Annotated in this window: 22 protein-coding genes and 2 CRISPR repeat arrays; of the genes, 11 read left to right on the forward strand and 11 right to left on the reverse strand. The window is 66.2% G+C overall.

Annotated features, from left to right (window positions below; all coding sequences use genetic code 11):
• Positions 1 to 76 precede the first annotated feature (76 nt).
• The 3 genes from Q0627_RS05060 (at position 77) to Q0627_RS05070 (ending at position 4,673) form a co-directional block, all read left to right on the forward strand.
• Entirely contained in the window at positions 77 to 3,004 is a 2,928-nt protein-coding gene (locus Q0627_RS05060; RefSeq protein ID WP_298808067.1) for a WD40 repeat domain-containing protein, read from the forward strand.
• A gap of 76 nt (positions 3,005 to 3,080) precedes the next feature.
• A complete protein-coding gene (locus Q0627_RS05065; RefSeq protein WP_291011851.1) occupies positions 3,081 to 4,049 on the forward strand; it encodes an o-succinylbenzoate synthase in 969 nt (322 codons plus the stop codon).
• 90 nt (positions 4,050 to 4,139) lie between these two features.
• On the forward strand, positions 4,140 to 4,673 hold the full coding sequence (locus Q0627_RS05070) for a TetR/AcrR family transcriptional regulator (RefSeq protein WP_291011854.1): 534 nt from the start codon (positions 4,140 to 4,142) through the stop codon (positions 4,671 to 4,673).
• 7 nt (positions 4,674 to 4,680) lie between these two features.
• Here the strand turns inward: Q0627_RS05070 and map are convergent, their stop codons facing one another.
• Positions 4,681 to 5,457, reverse strand: a complete 777-nt coding sequence (map, locus tag Q0627_RS05075) for a type I methionyl aminopeptidase (RefSeq protein WP_291011718.1) — start codon at positions 5,455 to 5,457, stop codon at positions 4,681 to 4,683.
• 93 nt (positions 5,458 to 5,550) lie between these two features.
• On the opposite strand from map, the gene Q0627_RS05080 reads away from it, so the two are divergent.
• Positions 5,551 to 5,820 (forward strand): helix-turn-helix transcriptional regulator, encoded by a 270-nt coding sequence (locus Q0627_RS05080; RefSeq protein WP_291011721.1) that lies wholly within the window; start codon positions 5,551 to 5,553, stop codon positions 5,818 to 5,820.
• Between the two features lie 487 nt (positions 5,821 to 6,307).
• Positions 6,308 to 7,010: direct repeats of the CRISPR family, unit length 36 nt; unit sequence GTTCTCGTCCCCTCGCGGGGTTTTGGGTCTGACGAC.
• 92 nt (positions 7,011 to 7,102) lie between these two features.
• Positions 7,103 to 8,637: a CRISPR direct-repeat array (repeat unit 36 nt; unit sequence GTTCTCGTCCCCTCGCGGGGTTTTGGGTCTGACGAC).
• Positions 8,638 to 8,685: 48 nt separating this feature from the next.
• Here the strand turns inward: Q0627_RS05080 and cas2 are convergent.
• From cas2 to cas6, 9 genes are read right to left on the reverse strand one after another with little or no spacing between them, the layout of a single operon-like run.
• A complete protein-coding gene (cas2, locus tag Q0627_RS05085) occupies positions 8,686 to 9,024 on the reverse strand; it encodes a CRISPR-associated endonuclease Cas2 (RefSeq protein WP_291011723.1) in 339 nt (112 codons plus the stop codon).
• Positions 9,021 to 10,040: a CRISPR-associated endonuclease Cas1 gene (gene cas1, locus Q0627_RS05090; protein ID WP_291011726.1), complete on the reverse strand. Its 1,020-nt coding sequence runs from the start codon at positions 10,038 to 10,040 to the stop codon at positions 9,021 to 9,023. The genes cas2 and cas1 overlap by 4 nt, the downstream gene beginning before the upstream one ends.
• Positions 10,018 to 11,082: a type III-A CRISPR-associated CARF protein Csm6 gene (locus tag Q0627_RS05095; RefSeq protein ID WP_291011728.1), complete on the reverse strand. Its 1,065-nt coding sequence runs from the start codon at positions 11,080 to 11,082 to the stop codon at positions 10,018 to 10,020. The genes cas1 and Q0627_RS05095 overlap by 23 nt, the downstream gene beginning before the upstream one ends.
• The gene (csm5, locus tag Q0627_RS05100; protein ID WP_291011730.1) at positions 11,079 to 12,197 is read right to left on the reverse strand and encodes a type III-A CRISPR-associated RAMP protein Csm5; all 1,119 of its coding nucleotides are present in this window, start codon (positions 12,195 to 12,197) and stop codon (positions 11,079 to 11,081) included. Before csm5 ends, Q0627_RS05095 begins: the two co-directional genes overlap by 4 nt.
• Positions 12,194 to 13,141 (reverse strand): type III-A CRISPR-associated RAMP protein Csm4, encoded by a 948-nt coding sequence (gene csm4, locus Q0627_RS05105; protein ID WP_291011733.1) that lies wholly within the window; start codon positions 13,139 to 13,141, stop codon positions 12,194 to 12,196. The genes csm5 and csm4 overlap by 4 nt, the downstream gene beginning before the upstream one ends.
• Positions 13,119 to 13,844 carry a type III-A CRISPR-associated RAMP protein Csm3 gene (gene csm3, locus Q0627_RS05110; RefSeq protein ID WP_291011736.1) on the reverse strand — a complete coding sequence of 242 codons (726 nt, stop codon included), beginning with the start codon at positions 13,842 to 13,844 and terminating at the stop codon, positions 13,119 to 13,121. The genes csm4 and csm3 overlap by 23 nt, the downstream gene beginning before the upstream one ends.
• A gap of 2 nt (positions 13,845 to 13,846) precedes the next feature.
• Positions 13,847 to 14,227 (reverse strand): type III-A CRISPR-associated protein Csm2, encoded by a 381-nt coding sequence (gene csm2 / locus Q0627_RS05115; RefSeq protein WP_291011739.1) that lies wholly within the window; start codon positions 14,225 to 14,227, stop codon positions 13,847 to 13,849.
• Positions 14,227 to 16,665, reverse strand: a complete 2,439-nt coding sequence (gene cas10, locus Q0627_RS05120) for a type III-A CRISPR-associated protein Cas10/Csm1 (protein WP_291011741.1) — start codon at positions 16,663 to 16,665, stop codon at positions 14,227 to 14,229. Before cas10 ends, csm2 begins: the two co-directional genes overlap by 1 nt.
• On the reverse strand, positions 16,662 to 17,351 hold the full coding sequence (gene cas6 / locus Q0627_RS05125; RefSeq protein ID WP_298808078.1) for a CRISPR-associated endoribonuclease Cas6: 690 nt from the start codon (positions 17,349 to 17,351) through the stop codon (positions 16,662 to 16,664). Before cas6 ends, cas10 begins: the two co-directional genes overlap by 4 nt.
• 331 nt (positions 17,352 to 17,682) lie before the next feature.
• Here cas6 and Q0627_RS05130 point away from each other — a divergent pair, with 331 nt between their 5' ends.
• From Q0627_RS05130 to Q0627_RS05155, 6 genes are all read left to right on the forward strand, one after another.
• The gene (locus tag Q0627_RS05130) at positions 17,683 to 19,608 is read left to right on the forward strand and encodes a hypothetical protein (protein WP_291011747.1); all 1,926 of its coding nucleotides are present in this window, start codon (positions 17,683 to 17,685) and stop codon (positions 19,606 to 19,608) included.
• Positions 19,609 to 19,754: 146 nt separating this feature from the next.
• Positions 19,755 to 20,327 carry a hypothetical protein gene (locus Q0627_RS05135; RefSeq protein WP_291011750.1) on the forward strand — a complete coding sequence of 191 codons (573 nt, stop codon included), beginning with the start codon at positions 19,755 to 19,757 and terminating at the stop codon, positions 20,325 to 20,327.
• Positions 20,324 to 20,848 (forward strand): hypothetical protein, encoded by a 525-nt coding sequence (locus tag Q0627_RS05140; RefSeq protein WP_291011753.1) that lies wholly within the window; start codon positions 20,324 to 20,326, stop codon positions 20,846 to 20,848. The genes Q0627_RS05135 and Q0627_RS05140 overlap by 4 nt, the downstream gene beginning before the upstream one ends.
• Positions 20,845 to 21,474 carry a hypothetical protein gene (locus Q0627_RS05145; protein WP_291011756.1) on the forward strand — a complete coding sequence of 210 codons (630 nt, stop codon included), beginning with the start codon at positions 20,845 to 20,847 and terminating at the stop codon, positions 21,472 to 21,474. The genes Q0627_RS05140 and Q0627_RS05145 overlap by 4 nt, the downstream gene beginning before the upstream one ends.
• Positions 21,474 to 22,097, forward strand: coding sequence for a hypothetical protein (locus tag Q0627_RS05150; protein ID WP_291011758.1), 624 nt, complete (start codon positions 21,474 to 21,476; stop codon positions 22,095 to 22,097). The genes Q0627_RS05145 and Q0627_RS05150 overlap by 1 nt, the downstream gene beginning before the upstream one ends.
• A gap of 93 nt (positions 22,098 to 22,190) precedes the next feature.
• Entirely contained in the window at positions 22,191 to 23,426 is a 1,236-nt protein-coding gene (locus Q0627_RS05155) for an FAD/NAD(P)-binding oxidoreductase (protein WP_291011760.1), read from the forward strand.
• Positions 23,427 to 23,477: 51 nt separating this feature from the next.
• On the opposite strand, the gene Q0627_RS05160 is transcribed toward Q0627_RS05155, so the two are convergent.
• On the reverse strand, positions 23,478 to 24,533 hold the full coding sequence (locus tag Q0627_RS05160) for a ferredoxin--NADP reductase (RefSeq protein WP_291011763.1): 1,056 nt from the start codon (positions 24,531 to 24,533) through the stop codon (positions 23,478 to 23,480).
• A 127-nt stretch (positions 24,534 to 24,660) separates the two neighbouring features.
• Between Q0627_RS05160 and Q0627_RS05165 the strand changes: the two genes are divergently transcribed.
• The gene (locus Q0627_RS05165) at positions 24,661 to 25,773 is read left to right on the forward strand and encodes a DUF6924 domain-containing protein (protein WP_291011765.1); all 1,113 of its coding nucleotides are present in this window, start codon (positions 24,661 to 24,663) and stop codon (positions 25,771 to 25,773) included.
• Positions 25,774 to 25,777 lie beyond the last annotated feature (4 nt).

The raw sequence follows: 25,777 nt of genomic DNA on the forward strand, positions 1-25,777 counted from the left end.
CGCGGGCTGGTAGGGGGGGGGCGCGTGGGGGGAACGAATGTTGGTGAGGCGGAGGCCAATCGACCCCCTGGGCGCGGTGACCGGGGCCCCCGCCGAGGCCGCCGGCGTGACCGTCGATGACGACCTCGTGAAGATGCTGCTCGACGACGTCAGCTCCGCTTCCGGGGTACCGGCCGCGGGTGCGTTGCCGCTGCTGTCGCACGCATTGCGGGCCACCTGGCTCGAGTCGGACGGGCGGCGGATGACGGTCCGCGACTACCTGGCCACCGGACGTATCGCGGGGGCCGTCGAGAAGACCGCCGAGGACGTCTACCGGTCCTTGACCGACGACGAGCAGGCTGCCGCCCGGGAACTGCTGCTGGCGATGGTCAACGTCGACGAGGACATGGTCACCCGGCGGGTGGTGCCGCTCGCCGACCTGGCCGCCGACGAGGGACCCCGCGCCGACCTGCTCGAACGGTTTGCCGCCACGCGGCTGCTGACGGTGTCGCAGGACGATGTCCAGGTCACTCACGAAGCGCTGCTGACCGCGTGGCCGCGACTGACCGAATGGATCGCGACCGACCGTGAACGTCTGTCGCTGGTGCGCCGGTTGCGTTCGGTCAGTGAGGTGTGGGATGCCAACGGCCGTATCGATGATCTGCTGCCCGGGCCCGCTCGGCTACAGATGTTCGACGAGCTGGTCGGTGATTCGGCTCTCGACCAGACCAGCCGCGCCTACCTCGACGCCGGTGACGCGAAGCGCAGGGCGCAGGTGGAGGCCGAGGAACGCAGCGCCCGCAAACTTCGTGACCGGACGAGGTTCGCGCTGATCTTCGGCCTCGTCGCGGTGCTGGCGGCGGTTCTGGCGATCGCGACGAGTATCAACGCCGCGGTCCAGCGCGACCGCGCCGAACGGGCCGGCACCGAATCGCTGAGCCGGCAATTGGCGGCCGAGGCGATCCAGCTGAGCAACCGCGACCCGTTCCTGGCGGCGCAGTTGTCGATGGTCGCCTACCGGCAGGCTCCCACGCGGGAGGCGCGATCGGCGCTGATCGATCTGGTCTCCGGTCCGGTGCCGGCGGGGATCGAACCGCTCGCCGACGATGCCCGCGAGATGGCGACGGCGACCACCTCGGACGGGTCGATGATGCTGGCCGCGTACTCCGACGGCCGTTTCCGCATCATGCCGCTCGGCGAGCACGGGATCGCGGCGTACCCCCGGACCGGTACGTTCGGCTCGGGCGACAGGTCGTCGGCTCTCGCCTTCTTACCGCGCAGCCGCACGGTTCTCTCCGGCGGTAAGGACCGGATCATCGGATGGGACCTGACCGACTCCGGCCGGCCTGTCCGGGGAACGTCGCTGCCCGGGGTTCGGGGTACACCGACCTCGATCACCGTCGCGGCGGACGGAAACCATGTCGCGGCGGTCACGGAGGCGAACTCGGTCGCGTTCTGGGCCAGGGCCGGGAACCGCTGGCGTCAGGTCGCGGTACCCGCAGTCCTGCGCGAGAACGCGCGGTCGGTGGCCTTCTCGCCCGACGGTCGGCTCCTGGCCACCGGCACCGACTACCAGCGCGTCGACCTGTGGGCGGTGTCCGACGACGGCCTCGCCCCGGTGTCGTCAATGACGCTGCCGGGTCCGGACCTGCAGCTGGCCACTGGCCTGGCGTTCGCCGCCAACGGACGATCGCTGGTGACCAGACTCCGGCTACAGGGTGTGGCGATGTACGACATCACCGATCCGCGGCAACCGAAACAGTCGCGGATGTGGCGTTCGTCGTCGGCGTTCGTCAGCGGGTTCGGGCTCAGCGGCGACGGCTCGCGGGTGGCGGTGGCGAGTTCGGACAACACGGTGCGCATCTACGAGGTCGCCACTCCCGATTCGGCGCCCAGGCTGCTGCGCAGTCCCGCCCGTTCGATGGTGTTCTCCGGTGAGCACCTGATCACCGTCGATCCATCGGGCCGGATACTGGACTGGCCGCTGGCGCGGGCCTCCACCAGGATCGGCGCGGGAACTGTTCAGCAGGTCGCGGCTTCGACGGATGGCAGCCGGGTGTTCGCGGTGGAACCTGACGCGGGCCGACTCCACCAGTGGCGCGCGGCCGACGGCGCGTTGTCGGTAAGCGGCCCGCCGCTGTCCGTGCCCGCCACCGGCGGAGCGTCCGGGATCCTCGCAACCGGCGGATCGGGCCGTGTCGTGGTCGTCGGCGGTTTGTCCGGGGAGCTGAACTTCGCCGACTATTCCGATCCCGCCCGGCCGCACTACGTCAGCCAGGTCAAGGCCCAGGACACGATCAGCATTTCGATCGACTACAACGAGGCATCGGGGCTGGTGATCGCGGGCAGCATGGACTCGCCGATGATGGGCATCGTCGATGCCACCGACATCAGCAGGCCGCGCAAGATCGCGAACGTGGATATCGGAGGCCCGGCGGTGCTGGTGACGCTCAGCCCGGACGGGCGCCGGGCGGCCGTCGCGACCGTCTCGGGCGCCGTCAAACTGGTGGACCTGACCGACCCCGCCAAGCCCAGGGTCATCTCGCAGGCCTACCGGTTCGGCGGGATGGCGATGGCGGCCCGGTTCAGTCCCGACGGACGGAAACTCGCGGTGGGCTCGGAGACGGCCACCGTCGCCGTCGTCGACGTCTCCGATCCGTCCCGTCCCAAGCCGATCACGGAGTGGTCGGGGACCGCCGAACTGGTGTACGCGGTCGATTTCAGCAAGGACGGGACCAGGGTCGTCGCCGGAAGCGGCAACTCGGAGGTCTGGATCTGGCAGATTGGCAAGCGCGAGCCGGATGTGGTGTTGCGGTCGTTCCCGGGCGGGGTGTACGACGTGCGCTTCCTGGCCGACCGGATGCTGGTGGCGGTGGGGGACGGGGGAACCGTCCGGACGTGGTTGCCCGACCCCGACGCCCTCATCGCCCGCCAGTGTGCCCGGCCCGGTGATCCGCTCGGCCGTGACGAATGGGCGAAGTACATGCAGGGCCGGAAGTATTCGCCGCCCTGCGGGCGGTCCTGACCGGGCATGGGCCGGTGTGCCGGGGACCGGCGGAGTGTGGGCGGCACGGCACGTGCGCGATACTGGGCGGGTGCGATTGACGACGAGCGAGCTGCCCCCGGCCGCCGAACTCCTGGCCGGGGCGGTGGTGGTGAGTCTGCCGATGCGCACCCGGTTCCGGGGCATCACCGCACGTGAGGTGATGCTGCTGCGCGGACCGGCCGGATGGGGTGAGTTCGCACCGTTCACCGAATACGGCGACGCCGAGTCGTCGGCGTGGCTGGCGGCCGGTATCGAGGCCGCCTATCTCGGACCGCCCGCGCCGCTGCGTGACCGGATCCCGGTGAACGCGACCGTTCCGGCGGTGCCCGCGGACCACGTCGCCGCGGTCCTGGCACGCTATCCCGGAGCCACCACCGCCAAGGTGAAGGTGGCCGAACCCGGTCAGTCCCTGGCCGACGACGTCGAGCGGGTGGCCGCCGCCCGCGAGGTGGTGCCGGCGGTACGGATCGATGCCAACGGTGGCTGGTCGGTGGACGAGGCCGTTTCTGCGATCGCGGCGATCGGAGACGTGGAGTACGTCGAACAACCGTGCCGGACCGTCGAGGAGCTGGCGCAGGTCCGCAGGCGGGTCGATGTGCCTATCGCGGCCGACGAGTCGATTCGTAAAGCCGACGACCCGATGCGGGTGGTGGCCGCCGACGCCGCCGACATCGCGATTCTCAAGATCGCCCCGCTCGGCGGGATGCGGGCGGTGCTGACGCTGGCCGAACAGATCGGGCTGCCGGTGGTGGTGTCGAGCGCCCTGGATTCGGCGGTGGGTATCGCGGCGGGTGTGGCCGCGGCCGCGGCACTGCCCGAACTGAATATGGCCTGTGGGCTGGGGACCGGATCGTTGTTCACCGAGGATGTGGCACCGGCGTTCGTGCCGTCAGGTGGTGTGGTCGGGCCGCGCTGGTTCACCGGCGACGATGTGGTGATACCCGATGCGGTGCGCGCCGGTGCGTCTCGTGAGCGATGGTGGCGGGACCGACTCGCCCGGTGCCATGCGGTGCTGGCCGGGTGAAGATGTGCAGGTGACACGGGAGTGGGTGAGAAGGACGTGAGTGCGGGCCGCAAGACCCGGAACACACTGAGTTCGCAGGACCAGGAATCGATGATCCTGGCCGCCGCGGAGGTGGAGTTCGCCGAGACCGGGGTGCGTAAGGCGAACGTCGACACCGTCGCCGCACGGGCCGGGGTCAGCCGGAGCACGCTGTACCGGCGGTTCGCCAACAAGGAGGAACTGCTCGTCGCGGTGGCGCAGCGGCAGTACGAACGGGTGATGCGCGATCTCGACACGGCGGTGGCCGGATTGTCGCCGCAGGAGGCGGTGGTCGAAGCGTTTGTCGCGGGTGCGACGCTGATCGAACAGGACAAACTCGTGCGCCGGCTGCTCGTCGACGGCGACGTGAAGATACTGACCGCGCACATGCCGTCGCTGTTCATCGAACTGGCCACCGAACGCGTCGCGGCCACACTGCGCCGGGCCGGTGCGCAGATGCCCGCCGACGACCTGCACGACGTGGTGGAAATCCATGTGCGGCTGGTGATCTCGTTCATGGAGGTACCGCCGTCCGACACCGGCCGGTGGTCGCCGGAAAAGGTGCGAGCCACCGTCGGCAAGTTCATCGCCCCGATGGTCTGGTAGGCCCGGTTCAGTTCGGTTCGGTGAGGATGCGGGGGCCGTCGGCGGTGATGGCGATGGTGTGTTCGGTGTGCGCGGTCATCGACCCGTCGGCCGAACGCAGCGTCCAGCCGTCGAGGTCGACGACCAGACGGTTGGTGCCGCGCGCCCACCACGGTTCGATCGCCAGGGTCATCCCCGCTTTCAGGGGCAGGCCTTTGCCGCGTTCGCCGAGGTTGGGGATGTGCGGGTCCTCGTGCATGGTGCGGCCCAGGCCGTGCCCGCCGAACTGGGTGTTCACCGTGTAGCCCGAGTCGATGGCGACGGCGCCGATGGCGGCGGAGATATCGCCGAGGTGCCCGCCGGGGACGGCGGCGGCGATACCGGCGGCGAGGGCGGTCCGGGTGGAGTCGATCAGACACTGGTTGGCCTCGCGGTCGGGACCGCCGTCGCCGGCGATGACGGTGATCGCGGCGTCGGCGACCCAGCCGTCGATGGAGACGGCGAAGTCGAGGGTGAGCACGTCCCCGTCGGCGAGCACATGGCTGCGTGGTTTGCCATGCAGCACAGCGTCGTTCACCGACAGGCAGATCACGTTACGGAACGGTCCGTCGCCGAACGACGGCGCGTAATCCCAGTAACACGACTCGGCACCACGCTCCGAAACAAGTTCTCGCGCATGATGTTCGAGGTCGAGAAGGTTCACCCCCGGCTGTGCCTGCGCACCCAGGGTGGCCAGGGTCTGCGCGACGAACTGTCCGGTCACCGCTATTTTGTCGATCTCCTGCGGCGTCTTCAGTTCGGTCACGGCGTGCTCCTGGCTCGATGATACTGGTATAACAATACCGGTATTGTTGTACTACGACTGGTTCGGTATACAAATACCGGCTAGGCTGGCCCCATGGTTCGCGTTCCCCTCACCGCAGAGCAGGTTGCGGCGGGTCGCCGTCTCGGAGCCGTCATCCGGACCGCCCGTGGAGACCGGGACCCCAGGACGGTCGCCGTCGCCGCAGGCATCTCGCCGGAGACGCTGCGCAAGATAGAAGGCGGTCGGATGCCCAGCCCCGGCTTCGGCACGATCGTCGGCCTCTGCGACGCCCTCGACCTGCCTCTGGTCGACGCCGTCGACGCCTGGCGAGGACACGTCGCCTCCAACCAGTCCATGGCCTGAGGGTTCCCGCTTATCGGTTCCGGTTACGCTCACCCGACTCGAATCTCCTGAGCGGGACCGAAAGCGGTGAGCCGGAGCTTGGTGTTGGTCCACCGGGACTCTGTCGTATCCGACCGCTAAGGTTGTGGCGACTTCGAGAGGGTCTCCCATGGCCGACGTTTTCCACTTCGAGCGGGCGATATCGCGGTCTCCGCACGGAACATCGGGCGCACTCTGCGCGAGGACCGTCGATTCCGTGAACGAGGGATGCTCGCGGAGAGCGCAGGCCCCCTCTTAGTCCAAGGCTCCGAGACGCTCGGTGTTGCGCCTGTCCTGATGATCGAGGCGATCAGCCGCTGGGGTCTCCTGTCATGAGATTTCGCGCTGACCTTCGGCGAACGCTGAGCCCGCGCGTCGCCGTCAGCGGTTCCCGGTGATTACAAGTCTCACGGCCGCCGGCGGGTGGTTTTCCGCTGTCGAGGGTGGCTGTCGTCGACAGCCCCGACCTGTTTTCGTCCGCTCGCGGGGTTTTGGGTCTGACGACCGCTACGCCGACCTGAGCTCCGCCGACCTGAGCTCCGCCGAGTTCTCGTCCCCTCGCGGGGTTTTGGGTCTGACGACCGGCCACGACACCGGCTTACGTCACCAAGACGTGGGGTTCTCGTCCCCTCGCGGGGTTTTGGGTCTGACGACTTATTCGGTCGCATCCTGAGGGTTGGCGACTTCGGTCGTGTTCTCGTCCCCTCGCGGGGTTTTGGGTCTGACGACTCGGGAAGTCGGCGAAGACACTGACCCGCGAGCAGTACAAGTTCTCGTCCCCTCGCGGGGTTTTGGGTCTGACGACATCCGGAGCGAGTGGGCGAATGTTCCCGATATCGAGGGTTCTCGTCCCCTCGCGGGGTTTTGGGTCTGACGACACGCCGACCTCATTGACATGGCCGCCGAGCTGGGCATTGAGTTCTCGTCCCCTCGCGGGGTTTTGGGTCTGACGACTCCATCGCGGGCACCCTCGACTGGCCGTTCCACCGCAAGTTCTCGTCCCCTCGCGGGGTTTTGGGTCTGACGACCAACGGACACAGACCTTCGTCGACGCACCCTCAGGTTCTCGTCCCCTCGCGGGGTTTTGGGTCTGACGACCCCAGCTCTGCTGGTCCCGCTGCTCTCTCATCTCTCCGGTTCTCGTCCCCTCGCGGGGTTTTGGGTCTGACGACCTCACGACCCGGATGGACGCGCTCACCGACAAAAGTTCTCGTCCTGACGACGCGGCGGCTCTTCTCGTTCGCGCAGTGGAGAAGCAAGGCGTGTTCTCGTCCCCTCGCGGGGTTTTGGGTCTGACGACATGACCGGCGACTTCTCGTACGTCCACTTGTCTCAAGTGGAAAGCGGTTCTCGTCCCCTCGCGGGGTTTTGGGTCTGACGACTCTGACGACGCGGCGGCTCTTCTCGTTCGCGCAGTGGAGAAGTTCTCGTCCCCTCGCGGGGTTTTGGGTCTGACGACTGCCCAGCGGCGCCCGTCCCAGCGGTGCCAGCCCACGTTCTCGTCCCCTCGCGGGGTTTTGGGTCTGACGACACACCGATAAGCGACAGTCGGCAAGCGCCTGTAAGTTCTCGTCCCCTCGCGGGGTTTTGGGTCTGACGACTCGGGCCTGGGATTCCTGTGCGGGTACGCGGTCACGAGTTCTCGTCCCCTCGCGGGGTTTTGGGTCTGACGACGTGAGGTCGAATCGCTTGTTCAAAGCCCCAGTCAAGTTCTCGTCCCCTCGCGGGGTTTTGGGTCTGACGACTCGGCGACACCGACTGGGTCAACATCACCATCCACGCACCCGACGAGTTCTCGTCCCCTCGCGGGGTTTTGGGTCTGACGACATAGTGACTTGGGCACTTTGGTATGGACGGTTCTTCTGTAGTTCTCGTCCCCTCGCGGGGTTTTGGGTCTGACGACGAGGTGCATCACGCGGGAGCCGATGGCTTCCACGAGGTTCTCGTCCCCTCGCGGGGTTTTGGGTCTGACGACACGAAGAGGACGACGAGATGTCCGACGATGGCGACGGGGAAGTTCTCGTCCCCTCGCGGGGTTTTGGGTCTGACGACCCGAAGAACGAGTGCGGAACCACTCCGCCGGAGTGCAAGTTCTCGTCCCCTCGCGGGGTTTTGGGTCTGACGACCAGCGCGCCGAGACGATCCTGGATCAGCAACCCGGCCTCCAGTTCTCGTCCCCTCGCGGGGTTTTGGGTCTGACGACATGACCGGCGACTTCTCGTACGTCCCGTTCGCGGAAATCGCGAGTTCTCGTCCCCTCGCGGGGTTTTGGGTCTGACGACCGAAGCGGTCAACATTTACGCGGGTCCGCGTAACCTGGCCAAGTTCTCGTCCCCTCGCGGGGTTTTGGGTCTGACGACTCGACCAGGCCCGCCACCACCGGTCATTACGTTCCTGAGTTCTCGTCCCCTCGCGGGGTTTTGGGTCTGACGACCCGACAACGGTCACATCCTCGACCACGTCCAGCAGGGTTCTCGTCCCCTCGCGGGGTTTTGGGTCTGACGACCTGACGCTACGCTGCCCGAGGGTGTCATCGGGACTACTCCGTTCTCGTCCCCTCGCGGGGTTTTGGGTCTGACGACATGAACCCGATCCTGATCAATGACCACTTCCAGAGGTTCTCGTCCCCTCGCGGGGTTTTGGGTCTGACGACCTACAAGTCGTCGGTCACGAACGAGGTCACGGCCAGTTCTCGTCCCCTCGCGGGGTTTTGGGTCTGACGACTGCAATCATGGAAGAGCACCGCATTGATCAGGCCTGGATGTTCTCGTCCCCTCGCGGGGTTTTGGGTCTGACGACTCTATTGTACTCCTGGTCGAGCCGTGGTACTAGGTGCTGTCCGTTTCGTCATACGAACTCTGTGTCCTCGGCGTTGGGCAGTGCTCCTGCTCCGTAGAAGGTGACTGCCCCTGTTCCTCGGATCCTGTAGATCCGAATGTTGTCCTCGGGGCGCGCGAACCTGTCGACGCGCTCGAGCAGGCGAGTCAGGTGGCGCTTGGCGAGGGTGGCTTCGAACGCGGACTCTTGGACCCGGAAGCCGAAGCCCGACAATAGCGTGGCGAATCGTGTCCGGCGACGGTTGTCGGAGATGTCGTATATGACGAGGACGAAGGTCTTGGCCTCCTGCCCCGTGGCCTCATCGACTCCCAGAGGGAGATTGAAGTACTCCTCGCGCGCTGCGGTCATGGCGTAGCGGTACCTCTGGGGATGTCGACATCAGCCAGGCGAGAAGGGTCGCTCTCCTCGATGGCGCGCACAAGGCTCTGGAGTTGAAGGTCAAGCGCATACTGGAATGTGTAGCGCCGTGGGTCGTCAGCGAGGTAGGCGGCGGGGCGTGCGATGCGATTACCGAAGGCTCGGGTGATGGAACGGATGTTATCGCGGTTGCCGTAGACGGCTCCGGTGTCATCGCGTCGAGTGAAGTCGTCTCGGCTGACTTCGCCCTCCGACAACAGGCGCAGGACGGTGTCATCGATGATCGGTGCTCGCCACGTCTCCATCACATCGCTCGCCAAGGTCGCGTGGTTTCGGCTGTCTTGGTGAAGGAACCCGATATAGGCGTTCAGGCCATGCCTCTCGACAGCGCCGATCATGTTCTTGTAGAGCAGGGAATAGCCGAGGCTGATCATCGAGTTGAAGGCGTCCTTTGGCGGACGGGTCGAGCGGCCCTTGAAGGTGAAGTCGCTGGGCACCAGGGTGGCCAACGCGGTGAAGTAGGCTTTGGCAGCGTTGCCTTCGAAGCCGTTGGCCTCGGAGATCGAGACAGCCTGCTCGATCCACGTCAGCGAGTGACGCATTGCTTGAAGGGGCTTGTCGACCCGGTCTCTGTCGGCAACATGGGCCTCAACAAGGGCGATTTGGTTGCGGATCTTCGCGCTGACAAGCCGTTTCGCGATCGTCAACGCGAATACGGGGTCGTCGCTACGTTGGACCTGTGCACGCAGCCGTGGAGCGTATGTCGTGCCGGGTCCGGAGATGCGGCCTTGGTAGTGGCCGTCCGTGGTGAAGAGTTGGATGTCGACCTGGCGACCGATCATCTCGATGATGAACGGCGTCGTCATCGATGGACGCCCGAAGATGACGACCGAATCGACGGTATCCACCGGATGGGAGGTCTCGCCCGTTTCATCGGAGCACACGATGATCCGGCCCCGAGACAGACTCACGCGGGACGCGGAGTCAGAGATGTAGAGGTGCACCATCGACCTGGCTCACTATTTCGGCGTTGATCTGATCGTAGAGAGTCAGATCGGCACGGGTTGCCTCCGCAAGCAGGCTGAGGAGTTTCGTTGGCGAATGGCCGCACTGGTCTTTGATGCGTTTGTCGTCGAGGGTGACGAGTTCGTGAGCCGCGTTGTTTCGCACACGTTGGTGGAAGTCCAAGAACGGTTGCCACTCCTTTCGTGTTCGTTCGTCCAACATGCCGAAGCGGGAAGGGAACTCGCGTGGAAGGTCACGCCGCGGTACTCCGAGGCGCTTGTTCACCAAGTCATCGACGATTGGCGTGATGGATCGCGCAAAGTCGAGCCAGGTCCCCTTCTTGCGAAGCACCTCCAGGGCTGATACGGCTTCGCTGAGATCCTTCCGAGGATCGACAGTGAAGGGACTGCCCTGGAATCGTGGCTGTGCGCCCTTGAGGTCAAGGCGGCGTCGCTCCGCGGCGCCGATCACCAGCAACCGCGCGGACTCAGGAATACACGCGGCAGACGCGAGACTCCTTGCGCCTTCGTACTCGTAGTTCTCCACGAGACGTCGCAGGTTCTCACGCTGAAGCAGTACGCCAAGAGCTGCCGAGGTGACCGGCAGGCAGCGGTTCTCGCTGCTGACGTAGAGCGGGTCGGCGACCTGAATGGCCTGAGTCGGCGGCAGGCCAAATGCGTTGAGCGCGATCAGAGCGGCCTGCATCGCAGGGGTCCCTGAGGTCGTGTTGAGGAGCAACTCAGCTTGCGGGTACTTCGACGACAACTCGGTGAGGATACTGCGGAACTCAGGGATCAGGACGTCAGAGCGGTGAATGTCCGGCACTGCGGACTCGATCTTCCGCACGGAGACCTTAGGGTTGAGGCTCTGCGCGGCGCGTGAGTAGCGTTGGTCCTTGGCCTCGTTATTCGCCATCTCCTCCGACAGGTAGAGCACGACCACGTCCGGCCTGTAGTGGCGGACGATGTGGACCAACGCGCCATCGTCGCCGCCAGAGAACGGGTCGCGACTGCCTACGGGGGAGAAGAGGATGCGATCGCTCATTCTGTGACCTCCTTGACGGAGATCTCGCACAAGCCCATCTCCTCGTATTCGTTGTCGCCGGTCTTGGCCACCTTGAGGGCGAGTGGAGAGACGTCGAGTTGCTGGGTCTTCGCCTTATGGGGCACTGGACGGCTTCCCCGGTTGAACTGTTTGTCCAAGATCGCGGCCATCTGATTCTGGTCTGTCACGATCGTCTTGCTGCGGTAGCCCGCCCCGCCACCCAGGTAGACGTATGGCCCGTCAAATGGATCGCCACCCATGTACTTCGCGGCGTAGTCAGCGTACCGAGCCTTATTGACGCCTGCCGCAACCTGCTCTATGTCGGTCAGGAACTGCGCTCCGTCTGGCCAGCCACCGTGCTGCTCAACACTGGTGTCCACCACGACGCGGACCGTGAACGCGGTTGCTGGCTTGAGCGCCTCGCGATAGAGGGGCATGCCGGAGTCTGCTCCCTCAAGCGGGCGATCAACTTTCTGGACGATCTGGAGGCTTGCGAGCGGAAGAGACGGTGAGTCCGAGACGCGAATGGCCTGCAGGAGGTCGTTGACTGCGTCGTCCGGCTTGGGCCCGGGCCGGTTGGCTCGTCGTAGCCGCGCCATCTCGGTGCGCTCATCAGGACGTGGGTTAGGGCGCCCGGAGACAACTCGGTGGAGTTGATGCTGCAGCACGAGACTGCGCAGCAGGCCCTTGACGCTGCTGCCCGGAACATACGGGTTTCCGAAGCCATCCTTGATGAACTCGTGGATGTCGTTCATCGCCGGAACCGAGCCATCGCGGCCACGCTGGGGCTTGCTCTTCTGGAGCGGGCCGATCTCGACCGCATAGCCGCCGTGGGATCCAGGTGTGTTCTTGATCCCGTTGCGGGTGAGCCAATCGCCGAGGCGGGTGCCGCGCTGTCCTTGACCACCTGTGTTGAGCACGAACTGCTCGAACGAGGCAGCCAGGCCGCGTGAGACGACCAGTGCGTACAACTTCTCCATGTCAGGGAAGTAAGCCCACCGGGACTTCCCCTCGACCACTGCGTACTCCTTGCTGGAGTACTTCTGCCCGGAACCGATGAAGACCGGTCCGACACAGGTGAAGGTCAGATCGAACTGCCTCAGGTAAGTGGTCATGCTACCTCCGGAAGTGGGAGGAACAGCGGCTTCGCGTAGGAGTGGACGGGGTGAGCGACACCGTTGCCCACGTCGGCGACGACTCCGTCGAATCGGTGCGCAAAGAGTGACCCAGCGGCGAACTTGTAGATGTCGCGCTTGCGCAGCGGCGAGTCGGCATAGGTTGCGGAAGCCACGAAACCGCTGCGGCGAATCAGCCGGTAGGTGGCACCGGCAAGAGCGGTCTCCAACTCCGGGTCGGTGGGGAGTGCTGTGGTGAGTGCCAGCCACCGCTGTGCGTCGAGTGGTCTGTTGGAGTCAGCGACCGTCTGCAATTCGGGCGGAACGCCGTCGGTGACCGTGAAGGAGAATCCGCCGTACCCGCTCGAGCGCTCGCCGCCGAGCGCCGAGAGATTTTCCAGCAAACCCGCGAACAGGTCGAGTTCCGAGCCGGACCCTTGCGCGAGGCACCACAGGCCGGCGGTGGGTTCGAACCTGAAGAATCCCACCCGATAAGGCTCGGCGTCGTCCTTCCCGTTGTGGATCGCGGCGCGCTCGGCCAGACCGTGGACGCCGATCCGTTCTTGGAGAAGTGCGAGCCGATCAAGATCGGCGCGGCCGGCAAGGAACCCATCGAGTTCGCCGACGGGGACGAAGGTCAAGCGCTTGGCGGCCTTTTTCGCGGCACTCGCGTCCGCGCCTGAATCGCCGGCGACCCGCAGGATCGGTTTCGGTGCGAAGAGAACATCGTCGGCATAGGGCAGCAGGTCGGTGAACCGCAGCGATCCGCTGGTGACTGCGGCGACCAATTCATCGAGCAGCTGATACCCAGCAGCACGCAGCGCCTGGATGCAGAGCGCTGAAAAAAGAGTGTCGGCCGCGCAGGTCACGGTGGAGGCGTCAAGGCCGTCGTCGCCGAAGTGGACTGCGGCGAAGTCGAGCCTAAAAAGTCGCGAGCTTGTCATTGAGACTTCCCAACAGGGTGTCACCGAGTTTGCCGACAGGCACAGTGGCCGAGAGATCGTGAAACTTCACCCGGCCGTAGCCTCGGGTGCCGCTGCCGCCCAGATAGTCCAACTCGAGCAGGCGCAGGCCGCGTACGACGGTCTCGAAGTCCTCGCCGATCTCTTCGTACGACGGGAGGGTGGGCTCGGTGCCCTGGCGCTTGGCACCGAATGAGACCTCGTAGATGAGTGAGAAGTCGAAGCGACTGCCTGGGATGACCCGCTCCATCTGCCGGGGATTCGCGATCGCGGTGATCCTGTTGATGGTGTTCTCGAACTTGATCTCGGTCAACGTCTTGGCCCCCTTGGCGACCAACTCGTCCTTGTTGGCGAGGCGGGTGTCACGGAAGATCAGCCGCCCTGTCATGAACTCCTCGGTGTCACCGAAGAGTCGCCTGATCGTCGGGTGGTCAGCGGCGGGCTTGTCGGCGAAGGAACCTTCATCGGCGGCGTACTGCCGCGAAAGCAGGGTGCGCACTTTGCCCTTCAGGCTGGTGCCGGGAATCAGTGGCAGTTTCGTGAGGGGGTCGCGCACGACCGGCTTGTCTGTCGCGCCGATGGCGGAGAAGCCGCCGCCGGTGCCGATGTGCAGACCAGTGAGCACTTCCAAGGTCCCGGTGATCTCGAGTTTGGCGAACTGGGTCGCCCGCTGGTTGTCCGTCATCGTCAGTTGTCCTTCGGGTCGAGGTACTTCTTATAGGCGACCAAGGCCTCCATGTAGCGGCAGAAACGCAACAGGTCCTCCCTGGAGTCGCCGATCTCCTGAAGTGCGTCGAGGAGCTTCGCCCGTGTCACGAAGTCCTTGACCGCCTTGTCGCGCCCAGCTTGGTAGACGAACCTGACGCGGAGGTACTGCACCTTGTCCTGCAAGGGCTGAGGAAGGACCGAGTCGAGGCTCAGCTCCGCCTCGTCGAAGAGTTGCGCGGTCAGACTCAGCAGCCCCCGAAGTTGGGTCGTGGTGAGCTCGAAATCCCCGCGTCGGTTCTTGGGCAGGGCGCTGATGACCTGCTCGGCCTGTTTGACATAGTCCTTCTCGATGACGGCCATCAGCCGTTCTCCTTCTCGCGGGTGGCATAGACATAGAGGTAGAGCGCGAGGCGCAACTGCTTGGCGTCGCTCGTGCTCTGGAACCATTGGTGGAGTTGATTGGCGAAGCCCTGGAAGCGCGCCGAGTCATCGGTCAGGTCACGCATTCGGGTCAGCAGGTAGACCCATCGGGCGTGGCTGATCCGGTCCTCACGCTCATCGATCAAGGTGAGCATGCGGTAGATGAACGCCTTGCCGCGCTCAGGGTTGTCCTTGAAATAGTCGGCGACGTGAGCGTACTTGACGCCGATGACATCATCGCGAAGTTCCTCCCAGCCGAAGGTCAGGTCGGTGTCGAAGAGCGCGACCGCGTCCTTCTCCGCCCGCCAGGACTTGGCGGCAGCCTCCAGCGCACCCGTTTCGGCGGCCATGGCCGAGATCGGGTACTTGTCGGGGAACATTCCAATCCCAGCCGAGACGGTGAGCTTGCCTTGCGTATACTCCGCGAACCTGTCGCGGAGTTCGACGGCGAACTCGACAACGTCGTCCCACGAGCCGACCACGAAGAGGTCGTCACCGCCTGAGTAGATGATCGTGATGTTGCGGGGCCGCTCGCGGCCCCCGGTGATGGGGCGTTGCTTCGGATGTTCAAGGAGGTGGTTGATGTGCTGGCGGAAGAACATCGACAGCATCCGAGAGAAGGCCGCGGTGCGACTGATCGTGTTGTAGGCGCCGCCACCCTGCTTGCCGAAGCCCTGCGTGAACGCCTGGCCGAGGTTGTCGACGTCGAGGCGCAGCACGCCGAGGCGATCGATACCGCCGGCGTTGGTGGCGTACCGCGAGAACTCGCGCTCTTTGAAGTAGTCACCGATCCATAACCGAGTCCCTTGGGCTTCGCCGGTGTGGAACTTGTTCTTCGCATAGACGCGAATGGCGGAGCCGTCCTGGAGAGCGGCGGCTGCTCCCGCTGCGTCCTTCAAGGCGAGGACGTGGCCGAAGGGGAGCGGGAGACCGGACCCGCCGTCGCGAATGACGAGGAACGGCTCATCCTGAATCTTGGGCGATGCCCAAGTGAGGGCGTCGCAGAGGCCGCACAGGTCTTGGTTGTTGATGTCGGCGGTGACGGAGTGACAGACCTTACATTCGCGACGGCCGGACTCAGGCGCGCCGTGTGCGGCGTTAAGGCGACGGATCTGCCCCGCGTCGTACCGCGCCAACTTGCGCGCCGACACCTGCTCACTCATGTTGCGGTAGAGGTCGGCGTAGCGTGCTGCGCGTCCGGCCGCAGCGTCGCGCGACTCGCCTTTGCGACGCATGAGATCCTGGGCGCTCAGCGGCGCCGAGCCGGTTGCGAGGAAGAGCCGCGGGCCGAAAGTGCTCAGCAGCCAGTCGTTGGCCTCGTCCTCGAAGCGTGCCAACGCGTTGCGCGCCGCATCTGTGTTCGGCAGCAGCAGGTAGGCGTGGCCGCCACCGGAGTAGTTGAGGTTCGCTCGGGTCAGCCCGACCCGCGAGAGCAACTCGTCGACGAGATGTTCGGTGAGAATCTCGAGGTAGAAGGAGCGTGCCCGCAGCATCTTCGCCGCGCCGTCGGAGTGAATCGTGTAGATGAAGTCCTGAATGCCGGAGAGATCGAAGGTCGTCAGCAGGAAGGAATCGGTGGCGTAGAACTTCTCCTGCCCGTCCAGCAGAGCGGAACGGTAATCGCTGACCCGCTCCTCCTGGAGCACATGCCAGATGCAACTCCCGAACGCTGCCGTGAGCTTCAGGTGGTCGAAGAGCGAGATGTCGACCACTTCGGCGGCGTCGGTGGAGGAGGGCACGAAGGAGAGCGTCGCCTCCAGGACGTTGAGCAGGCTCGTGACATAGGACTCGCTGCGCTCCAGGCCGGACAACTGCTCGCGCAACTTCTCCGTGATCTCGGTGTAGCGGTACTTGTCGAAGTCGAAGTCCTTGTCGACCGCCACATTGATCGGCTCACGGTCGTCGAGCAACTCGGGTCGGAACCGAAGTGCCTGGGTGCCTTCGCCGAAACGGTTGAAGACTGAGTAGAGGGGGGTGTCACGTTCCCACTGGCTCGTACCCTCGGCGTCGCTGTCGCTGGCCGCCTTGCGTCGATCGGTGCCGGCTGCGATGTTGTCAGCGATATAGGTGATGTAGGCGACGGCGTCGGGCGCCAGCCTCCCATGCTCGGCAGCGGCGCTGAGCGCCGCGCCGTGGTGATAACTGACCGCGTCCAGGATCGCCCGATCTCGGGCGTCAATATCTGGCTCGTCGACTACATCATCGAACTCAGTCGGGTTCCGGGCGTCGGCCAGCCACACCTTCTTCAAGAACGCGCGGCCGATCGCGCTGTGCTTCCCACGGTAGCCGAGCTGCGCGCGCTGGACCGGCTTGCCGATGTCGTGGAGCAGGCAACCGAGCACGGTTTCGATGAGGCCGGCGGGGAGGGCTGTGCTCACGCGGCCTGATCCTTCCGCAAAATTGCCTCGACGGCGATCGCGCCCATGCCCATGGAGCTCTTGATGCCGCAGCCGGAGAATTCGCCGAAGCGCAGCAGCATCTCGACATAGTTCCGGAAGGTGGGAGCGCCCCGGACCGAAAAGACTGCTGAGCCTGTGAAACCGGGGATTCGGGTTGCGCCGACCTTGAACGGTCGGGACGCAAGTCGATACGACGTCAGGAGGATGGACCGCCCGAGTTCATCGACCAGTTCCTGGTCCGGCTGATCACCGTCGAATGCGGCCGCGTGTTTGAGAGCCAAGCTCTGGAACACGAGGCGTGGCTCAGGCCAGAACGTGTACGAGCCTTGGGTGCGGAAAGATGTGGGGGTCTGGAACACAACCCGGAAGCGGCTCGACGCTGAGCCGGAGTAGAAGATCGAGTTGAGGTCGGCTGTTGTCAGTGAAGGACCCGCCGAGACATCTTCGACTCCGAAGACGATCCCGGGGTTGGACAACGCCACGCGTTGGACTGCGCCGCCGGTGAATGGCGCAGTGATATGCGCGGCGGCCTCGTCATCGAGCGTCTTGATCACCCACCGCACCAGCGGAGCGGCCTGCTCTGAGGTTGCATCGGCGATCACATGCTGACTGTAGGGATTGACGGCCAGGGCGTGCAGATGTTCGGCGTACTCCGGGGCGAGCAACTCCATGAGCGCGCCTTGGAAGAATGGGCCAAGGTCTGCGATGTTGTGTCGGGGCAGTGGTTGGGTTGCCCGCAACCTGAGCGCAATTTGGGCGAGTCGCGGGGCCATCCACACTTCCTTGTCGACTGGTGATCCCCGAAGACTAACGTCCGGGCGGCGCTCCTCCCCAATGACACGCAAGATCGCGTGTCGGACACCTGATCCTGCAAGGGCGGGACGGTGGTAAATCGACTGGCGGTGGCAACTTCGCTGTACCTGCGCTCGCGCGGTGCGCACCCAGCGGGAGCCGAGGCGGGCAGGATTGTCGGGGGTGGGGCATACGATCGACGACATGAGCTCCCGACCTGATGTGACGCGACTGGTGTTGTTCAAGCATGGGATCGCCTATCTCGAACGCAGTGGTCCGGCCGACGGGCCCTTTGAGCTGTCGTTCCGTAAGGGTGACATGAACGATGTGCTCAAGTCGCTGTCCGTCGGAGTTGTCTCCGGTGATGCGACGGTGGGGGCGCTGGCGTACGAGGCACCGACAGATCCCGACGACGAACTGGCCCGCCGCAACCTGTACCTCGAACCGGGCGAGGCGCTACCCGGTCTGCTCACAGCGGTGCGCGGCCGGGTCGTGGAAGTGCGGACCGCTGACGGGGTGACCCACCGCGGCGAGGTGATCGGGGTCGACGAGAACGAGACCGGCACCACCGGAGTGCAGCGACTGCTCGCGATCCGCACCGATTCCGCGGCCATCGGGCTGGTCGATCTGGCGCAGGTGCGTTCCCTCGGCTTCGCCGACGACTCCTCCCGCGATGATCTGGCCTATCTCATCGACCGCTCACGAGCGGCGACCGCGGGGGAGAACCGGACCGTGCGCGTGGCGGTCAACGGTCGGGCCGACCGTCTCGACGTGTCGTACGTGCTGGCCGCCCCGGTCTGGCGGATCTCGTATCGCCTTGTGCAGTCGGGTGATTCGGTGACTCTCATCGCGATGGGGATCGTGCACAATCCGGTCGACGAGGACCTCACCGACATCGAACTGACGCTCACCACCGGGCAGCCGGTGTCGTTCGACATCGACCTGTACCAGGCGCGCTGGGCCGAGCGGACGGTGATCGAGGAGTCCGAGCGTGGCGGAACGGTACCCACCAGCTACGGGCAGGCATACGACAGCCTGGACGCCGGGCCGCCGACGGGTGCGCTGCCGGAGGTCCTGCTCGGCGTGCCGGCCCCCGCGGGAGCGGCCAAAGCCATGGCCCGGTCCTTCGCACGCGAAGAGCTGGCCGAAACCGGTGCTGCCGGTGAGTATTTCGAGTACCGCGTCGGAACTCCGGTGTCGCTCAAGCGCGGTACCGCGGCAATGGTCCCGCTCGTGGTGGCCGAGCTCGATGACGTTGTCACCGAACGTATCTGGCGGGACGGATCGGGCCCCAACCCCGACATCGTGCTCAGCTTCGACAACACCAGCGGCGTGGTCCTGGAAGAAGGCCCGGCGGTCGTCTATGACGACGACAGCTACGCGGGTGAGTCGATGATGCCGTACACCACGCGCGGCACCCATGTGCGGCTCGGCTTCGCCCGCGACCTCGCGGTGCGTTGCAGCCGCACGTCGACGGTGCAGACCGTCAATACCGCGTTGCGATTGGATCCGGGTGAGCTGATCACCGAGATGCGCCGCGACGAGGTGCACACCATCCGGGTGGAACACGACGACGAGACTGCGGTCGACGTCATCGTCGAACTGCCCAAGGGCTACGACACCGTGTTGACGCCGGGGGCCGAGTATCTCGTGCCGTTCGAGGAGACCGCCGATCATCACCGGTTCCGGGTATCGGTGACGGGCCGGGGAAAGACCGAGGTGAAGGTCGCTGAATCCCGGGTGCTGTTGCGGTACACCGCCTATCTGGATCTCACGTCGCACGCCCTCGGCGAATGGCTGTCGCAGCGACTGCTCGACCGCACCACCTTCGACGAACTGTCCTCGGTGCTCGAGCACTGGGAGCTGGCCCGGCGCTGCGACGAGAAGGTCACCGAGCTCGAGGACGAACGCGAAACCGTATACGCCGGCCAGACCCGGGTGGCCGAGCAGCTCAAGGTGCTCGGCGACGCGGGTGAGGAAGGCCGGGTACGGGAGCGGACCGTCACCGCGCTGGTCGCCCTGCAGGATCGGGAGACGGCGCTCGACGACGAGATCGCCGCAACCGGGGCTGCCGCCGAACAGGAGCGGGAGGCGGCCCAGGCCGAGTTACAGCGGTTGGTGCGGGGGTAGGCCGTCCCAAACCCCACCGCTCACGGGCGGCATCGCAATAATTGTCGTGCCGCCCGTCAGCGGTGGGGTTTGGGACGAGCACGCGGTGGGCACCGATGCCGGGGTGGCTACTGTAATAGGGACGGGAACGACCAGGGGAGGCAGCGATGGGGCGGAGCGAGGTGCTCGCACGTGAGCGTGCCGCGCGTACCGCGTTGCGGGAGGCCGTCGACGATCTGCGGGATGCGCGGGTCGCGGCCGGTGCCGTCCCGGGAACGCCCCGATGGTGGCGATGGGCCGCGGCGCTGGCCGTTGTGCTGTCGGTTGCCCTGGCCGGCTGGGGTATCGCGCGCTGGTACGACGCTTCCGGCCACACCACCGACGCTGACTACGAGCAGGCGGCGACGGACCGGGTGACGATGCTGCTGAGCCCGGACTACCGGCAGCCCGGCCGCGCCCAGCGCATCCTGGCCGGCGCGACCGGCGAGTTCTACGACGAGTTCGCGCAGTCCGCCGATGCCTATACCAAGTTCGTCAAGTCCCGCGGAACGGTCGCCGAGGGCACGGTCGACGGTGCGGCGATCAGCGGGCGGACCCCCGGACGCGCGACCGTTCTGGTGGCGGCCACGGTCCGCTTCACCGGCGCACAAGACGAGCGGTCCCAGAGCTTCCGGCTGCGGGTGCTCCTGGCCGACTCCGACGGTGGTCCCAAACTCGCGGCGGTGCAATACCTACCATGAACGCGACTTCAGGGGATACCTGGTCCCGACTACCGCCGGTGTTACGGCGCCCGATCGTCGGTGTCCGCGCCGGAGCCCTCTGTCTGATCATCGTGGCGCTGGTGGCCGCGATCCTGGCCGTGCTGGTGCTGGTCGCGGCCACCGGCCGCGACAGTGCACCCGACCGGGACGGGCTGCGCGCCGAGTCCGGACGAATCGTCGCGGCGGTGTTCTCCGTCGACGCACCCGGGCAGGCGGACGCTCGCAAGGATGTCACCTCGTTGGTGACCGGTGATTTCGCGGCCACCTACGGGGCGCTGCTGCAGGGCACTCCGCAGTCCGGGGTACGCAGCGTGGTGTGGCGCCCCACGGCGTCGGCCGTGATCGACGACGGACCCGGCTGGGGCGAGATGCTGACCGTCTTCGACGTGACCACGACACCCGAGTCGGGGCAGGCGGTGACAGGTTCCCGCACGCTGTGGGTGCGACTGGTCAGGTCCGGGGATGCCTGGAAACTGGCCCGGGTCGAGGAGACAGCATGAGCGACACCACCGTGGCCGGCAACCTCGGCGCGGCCGAAGATCGGGTGCGGGCCGCCGAACGCGAGGCCCGGCTGGCCCGGATCGCCGCCGCCGACGACCTGTGGGCTCGCGCGGTGTCACGCACCGGGCTGCTCAAGTCCGCAGTCGCCGCCCTGGTCGTGCTCGCGCTCGTACTCGGCGTCACCGCGATCGCGCTGTTCACGCGCACTCCGGGCGACGACGACGCGGGTCGCTCGCAGGTGCTGTCCGCGGCCACCGACGGTGTCACGACGATGCTCACCGCCGATCCCGCCGACGCCGCCGGTTTTGCCGACCGCGTCATCGGTGTGTCGGCAGGTGACCGGCGCGAACAACTGATCGCCGCTCGCGACACGCTGATCACCGAAGCGGGAAAGCTCACCGCCGCCAGCTCGGGCCATGTGGTCGCCGCGGGTCTGCGCACCGACCCGACCGACGGAGACGCCGCCGGTTCGACGGCCGACGTGCTGGTGGTGGCCGAGGCCTCCAACCCCGAACTCGTCGGCAGCACGGCCCAGGGCGACCGCATCATGCTGTCGGTGAGTCTGCTGCGGACCGCCGACGGGTGGCGGATCACCGGCGCCTCACCGGTGAAGGCGGGATCGTGATGGAATCAGCGGATCGGCGCCGGTCCTCGCGCCCGGCCGGCTATCGCGCCCGGCCGTTCACCCCACCCGTGCGCGAACGCGGCCCCGGGCGGCGGCAACGGCGGTGGCTGACCGCGAGCGCGGCGATCGTGGTGCTAGCGCTGACCGTGGCGGTGGTGGCGTTCATGGCCGGGTCACGGTCGGGCACCGGGATGAGCGATGAGCGCCGCGATGTGCTGCAGACCGCCACACGCGACGCCGTGGAGGACCTGATGACATTCGCCCCGACGACACAGAACCGCGACCGGGAGCGCGTCGCCGCCCGGCTCACGGGCCGGCTGGTGGCCGAATACCGCTCCCGCGGACCGGACGTGGTGCTGGCAGGGGCACGGCAGTTGAAGGTGGCGATGACGGCGAAGGTCGTCGGGGTAGGGGTGAGTGCGGCCGGTCATGACGATCGCGGCGAGCTGCGCATGTTGGTGTTCATCGACCAGCGGGTCTCGATTCCGGGGCGGACCGTGGCGGGCGGCGAGACAAGCTCTATCGCCCGGTGGGCTTTTATGCGTAATGTCGGGGGACATTGGCTTCTGTCCGATCTCACCACCGTCGGCAGTGTGGCGGGGGTCGGCAGTGCGGCGGGTTAGCTTCGCGACGTGCGATATCCGGCTGACCGCTGGTCCGGAAGCAGCCGGACACGACATTCGGCCCGACCGGGCAGACAAGGAGAACAACCACACATGGGGAACAATGCCGGAGTGGTCATCGTCGGAGCGGGACTCGGCGGGATCCGGGTGGCCGAGTCGGTACGCAGTGCCGGGTACGAGGGATCTGTCACGCTGATCGGCGCGGAGCCGCATCCACCGTACGATCGGCCGCCGCTGTCGAAGAACGTGCTCGCCGGCAAGCAGGAACGCCCGGACCTCAAGCCGGCGGAGTTCTTCGCCGACTCGTCGATCGATCTGCGTACCGGACGGACCGTGGTTTCGGTTGATCCGCAGGCACATTCGCTGACCGTTGCCCACACCGACGATCCGGGGAACACCGAGACGGTCGCCTACGACACGCTGGTGCTGGCCACGGGCCTGACACCGCGCGCCTTCCCGGGCGCCGACGAGAGCCTCGCGGGTCTGCACACCCTGCGGACCATCGACGACGCCCTTGGCCTGCGCACCGAGATCGACGGTGCGCGTTCGGCTGTGGTGATCGGCGCGGGCTTCATCGGCTGCGAGGTGGCCGCGACTCTGCGCGGGTACGGCGTGCCGGTGACACTGGTGGAACCGGCACCCACACCGCTGGCCGCAGCGCTCGGCGAGCAGATCGGTGAGCTGGTGACCCGGCTGCACATCAACAACGAGGTGGACGTCCGCGCCGGCGTCGGTGTCGCCGAAATCGTCAGTGGGGGTGAGAAATCCGGGGGTTACGGCTCCGGCGACCGGGTGACTGCGGTGAAGCTCGATGACGGTACCGAACTGCCCGCCGACATCGTCGTGGTCGGTATCGGATCGATCCCGGTGACCGGCTTCCTCGACGGCTCGGGCATCGAACTCGCGGACCGCTCGGTCGGCGGTGGCATCGCCTGCGACGCGGTGGGCAAGACCAGCGCCGACGACGTGTACGCCGTCGGTGATGTAGCTAATTGGCTTGACGGAGAGGGGAATCCGAAGCGAGTGGAGCACTGGAACCATGTCGTTGAGCAGGCCTCGGTCGTCGCCGCGACCATCACCGGCGGCGAGTCGGTGCGGGGGGCGGTGCCCTACTTCTGGAGCGATCAGTACGACGTCAAGATCCAGGTACTCGGCGAACCGCGCGCCGACGACGACGTACACATCGTCGATGACGACGGCAAGAAGTTCCTCGCCTACTACAGCCGAGACGGGATCCTGACTGCCGTCGTGGGTGCCGGTAAGGTGGCGGCGGTGATGAAGACCCGGCCGAGGCTGATGACCGAAACCCCTATCAGCGAACTGATCTGAGAAACTGTGGTACCCACGTACTCATCGGTGCGTGGGTACCACAGTCGCCGATCAGAATTCGACGCGCAGCCTGTCCGACGTCGGTGTCGACTGGCAGCCCAGGATGTAGCCGTCGGCGATGTCGTCTTCATCGAGCGCGCCCGGATTGCCCATCTCGACGGTACCCTCGGTGAGAGTGCAAGCGCACGAACCGCATTCGCCTTCCAGGCAGGAGTACGGGGCGTCGAGTCCGGCGGCGAGCATAACGTCGACGAGGTTGCGCCCGCGTGGCCAGCTCAGTGTGTGGGTTTCGCCGTCGAGTTCGATGTCGACGGTCGCGGCGTCGGCCTCTTCCTCAGCGGTCGGCGCCTCGTGCGCGATGTCGGCGAACGGGTCGCCCGACAATGACGAGTACACCTCCGAATGGACGTCGTGATGCGCGAATCCCGCTGTGGCCAAACCCTTGTGGACCGCGTCCATGAAGGGTCCGGGGCCGCACAGATAGGCGTGGTGACCGGCGAAGGGGGAGAAGATCCGCGCCAGCGTCGGCACCGTGGGCAGCCCGGAGAGGCTTTCGAGCCAGTGGATGACGGTGAGCCGGTCGTCGTGGGCGTGGGTCAGCTCGCGCAGTTCGGCGGCGAAGATGACGTCGTTCTCGCCGCGGTTGGCGTAGAAGAACACGATCGGCCCGTTGCCGGCGGCCAGAGCGGTTTTCAGGATCGACATCACCGGCGTGACGCCGCTGCCGGCGGCGATCAGGAGCAGCGGCGCGTCGAGGTCGGCGGGGGTGAAGACCCCGCTCGGCGGTAGCGCCTCGATCTGTGATCCGATGGTGAGGTTGTCGCACACCCAGTTGGAGCCGTAGCCGTCGACGGTGCGTTTGACCGTGACCTTGGGCAGCTCTCCGGACACGGGCGAGGACGCCAGCGAGTAGCAGCGGGCGACCGAACCGGTCTCCTCGCTCGGGATGCGCAGGGTGAGGAACTGGCCCGGCTTGTACGCGGTGAACTTGTCGGCCATCGCGGCGGGGACGTCGAAGACGATCGACCGTGCGTCGGCGGTCTCGTCGACCACATCGGCTACAGTCAGGATCGCACTGCGGGAGCTGTGGGGGGTCAGGTCGGTCATCGATGTCTCCGCTTCGGGGTGCTGTACACCACAAAGTAGAACATGTTCTAGTTTTGGTCGCCAGTCCCCTTGCCTGCGGCACATGCCGGCCACGTGCTCTCGGTCCTTCCGCTGTTATCTTCTACGAATGGTCACCCCGACGTGGGCAGAACTCCTTCGCCGCAACCGTGCGACCGCAGCCGACGCCATCAGCGCGACCATCCACACCGCCGGGCCGGCCGGCACCCGTGAACGTCGCCTCTGGCACGCGCCGCCGGACCTGTGGCGGATCGAGGACGCCGCCGGCAATCCGGAGCGGATCGCCGGAACGCGCTGGTGCTTCGACAGATCCGGCGAGGTGATGGTGCGCTCGGACCGTTTCGCCCGTCCCGCCGCCTCGTATTCCGGTGGTCCCGAACAATTGCTGACGCTGCACCGCGAGTGGCCCGCCCGTGTGCAGCGCACCGCGGAACTGCAGATCATCGAGGGTCGCTCGGCCACCTTCAGCACACCCGACGCTCCCGAACCCCCATACCGGCCGGCCGGGCCGATCGAGGCGGCGACGGTCCGGGGACGCACCGGGTGGACGGTGCCGTGCGTGCAGACCGCGAGCGGACTCCTGGTCGCGTGGACTTTCGACGACGAAACCGGTGTGGTCATCGGACGCGACGCCGGCGGATTCGGCGCGATCGAACTGGCGGACCTGGTGGTCGCCGATCATTTCTCGCCGGCCGTCTTCGGATTTCACGGACGTTACGTCGACATCGCGCAGGTGCGCCGCGACGCCGAACGCGGTCTGCGCGAGGAGGACCGCTACCGCCAGGCGCGTGGCGCCGGGAACACCATCGAGCGGTATGTCGGTACATTTGCGCCGCTGCTCGTGCGGACCGACTTCTCCGATACCGCCTCGTGGGAGGCCGTCGTCGGTGTCGTCACCAGCCCGACCGCCGACGGCGACCAACCCGACGTCACGCTCATCGACAATCCGGCCTACACCGGTTGGACGGCAGCGCGGTTCCTCGACGTCATCGACGGTGTGCCCGACTACATCCTCATCGCGGACTCGGTGACGATGAGTCACCCGGACCTGCCTGTGGTGTTCCTGTCCACGGCCGACTCCGGTGCCGAATGGGCCGGGCGCGGCGACCGGGTTCGGGTTGCGGCCCGCTCGGTGGCGACCGTAGACGCCGTCCTGTCGATCGCCGAGCAGACCATCGCCGAACTCGCCGGTGTGGCAGGGAGCGACGGCATCTATCGGTGAACCC

The organism is uncultured Gordonia sp. (assembly GCF_937858515.1).
Classification (GTDB): domain Bacteria; phylum Actinomycetota; class Actinomycetes; order Mycobacteriales; family Mycobacteriaceae; genus Gordonia.

Coding starts and splice junctions, on each gene's coding strand:
- Q0627_RS05150 (WP_291011758.1), top strand. CDS start 21,474: ATGGAATCAGCGGATCGGCGCCGGTCCTCGCGCCCGGCCGGCTATCGC.
- Q0627_RS05140 (WP_291011753.1), top strand. CDS start 20,324: ATGAACGCGACTTCAGGGGATACCTGGTCCCGACTACCGCCGGTGTTA.
- csm4 (WP_291011733.1), bottom strand. CDS start 13,141: ATGACAAGCTCGCGACTTTTTAGGCTCGACTTCGCCGCAGTCCACTTC.
- csm2 (WP_291011739.1), bottom strand. CDS start 14,227: ATGGCCGTCATCGAGAAGGACTATGTCAAACAGGCCGAGCAGGTCATC.
- Q0627_RS05165 (WP_291011765.1), top strand. CDS start 24,661: ATGGTCACCCCGACGTGGGCAGAACTCCTTCGCCGCAACCGTGCGACC.
- Q0627_RS05095 (WP_291011728.1), bottom strand. CDS start 11,082: ATGAGCGATCGCATCCTCTTCTCCCCCGTAGGCAGTCGCGACCCGTTC.
- Q0627_RS05160 (WP_291011763.1), bottom strand. CDS start 24,533: ATGACCGACCTGACCCCCCACAGCTCCCGCAGTGCGATCCTGACTGTA.
- Q0627_RS05145 (WP_291011756.1), top strand. CDS start 20,845: ATGAGCGACACCACCGTGGCCGGCAACCTCGGCGCGGCCGAAGATCGG.
- cas2 (WP_291011723.1), bottom strand. CDS start 9,024: ATGACCGCAGCGCGCGAGGAGTACTTCAATCTCCCTCTGGGAGTCGAT.
- Q0627_RS05135 (WP_291011750.1), top strand. CDS start 19,755: ATGGGGCGGAGCGAGGTGCTCGCACGTGAGCGTGCCGCGCGTACCGCG.
- Q0627_RS05080 (WP_291011721.1), top strand. CDS start 5,551: ATGGTTCGCGTTCCCCTCACCGCAGAGCAGGTTGCGGCGGGTCGCCGT.
- Q0627_RS05070 (WP_291011854.1), top strand. CDS start 4,140: ATGATCCTGGCCGCCGCGGAGGTGGAGTTCGCCGAGACCGGGGTGCGT.
- csm5 (WP_291011730.1), bottom strand. CDS start 12,197: ATGACCACTTACCTGAGGCAGTTCGATCTGACCTTCACCTGTGTCGGA.
- Q0627_RS05130 (WP_291011747.1), top strand. CDS start 17,683: ATGAGCTCCCGACCTGATGTGACGCGACTGGTGTTGTTCAAGCATGGG.
- csm3 (WP_291011736.1), bottom strand. CDS start 13,844: ATGACGGACAACCAGCGGGCGACCCAGTTCGCCAAACTCGAGATCACC.
- Q0627_RS05155 (WP_291011760.1), top strand. CDS start 22,191: ATGGGGAACAATGCCGGAGTGGTCATCGTCGGAGCGGGACTCGGCGGG.
- cas1 (WP_291011726.1), bottom strand. CDS start 10,040: ATGGTGCACCTCTACATCTCTGACTCCGCGTCCCGCGTGAGTCTGTCT.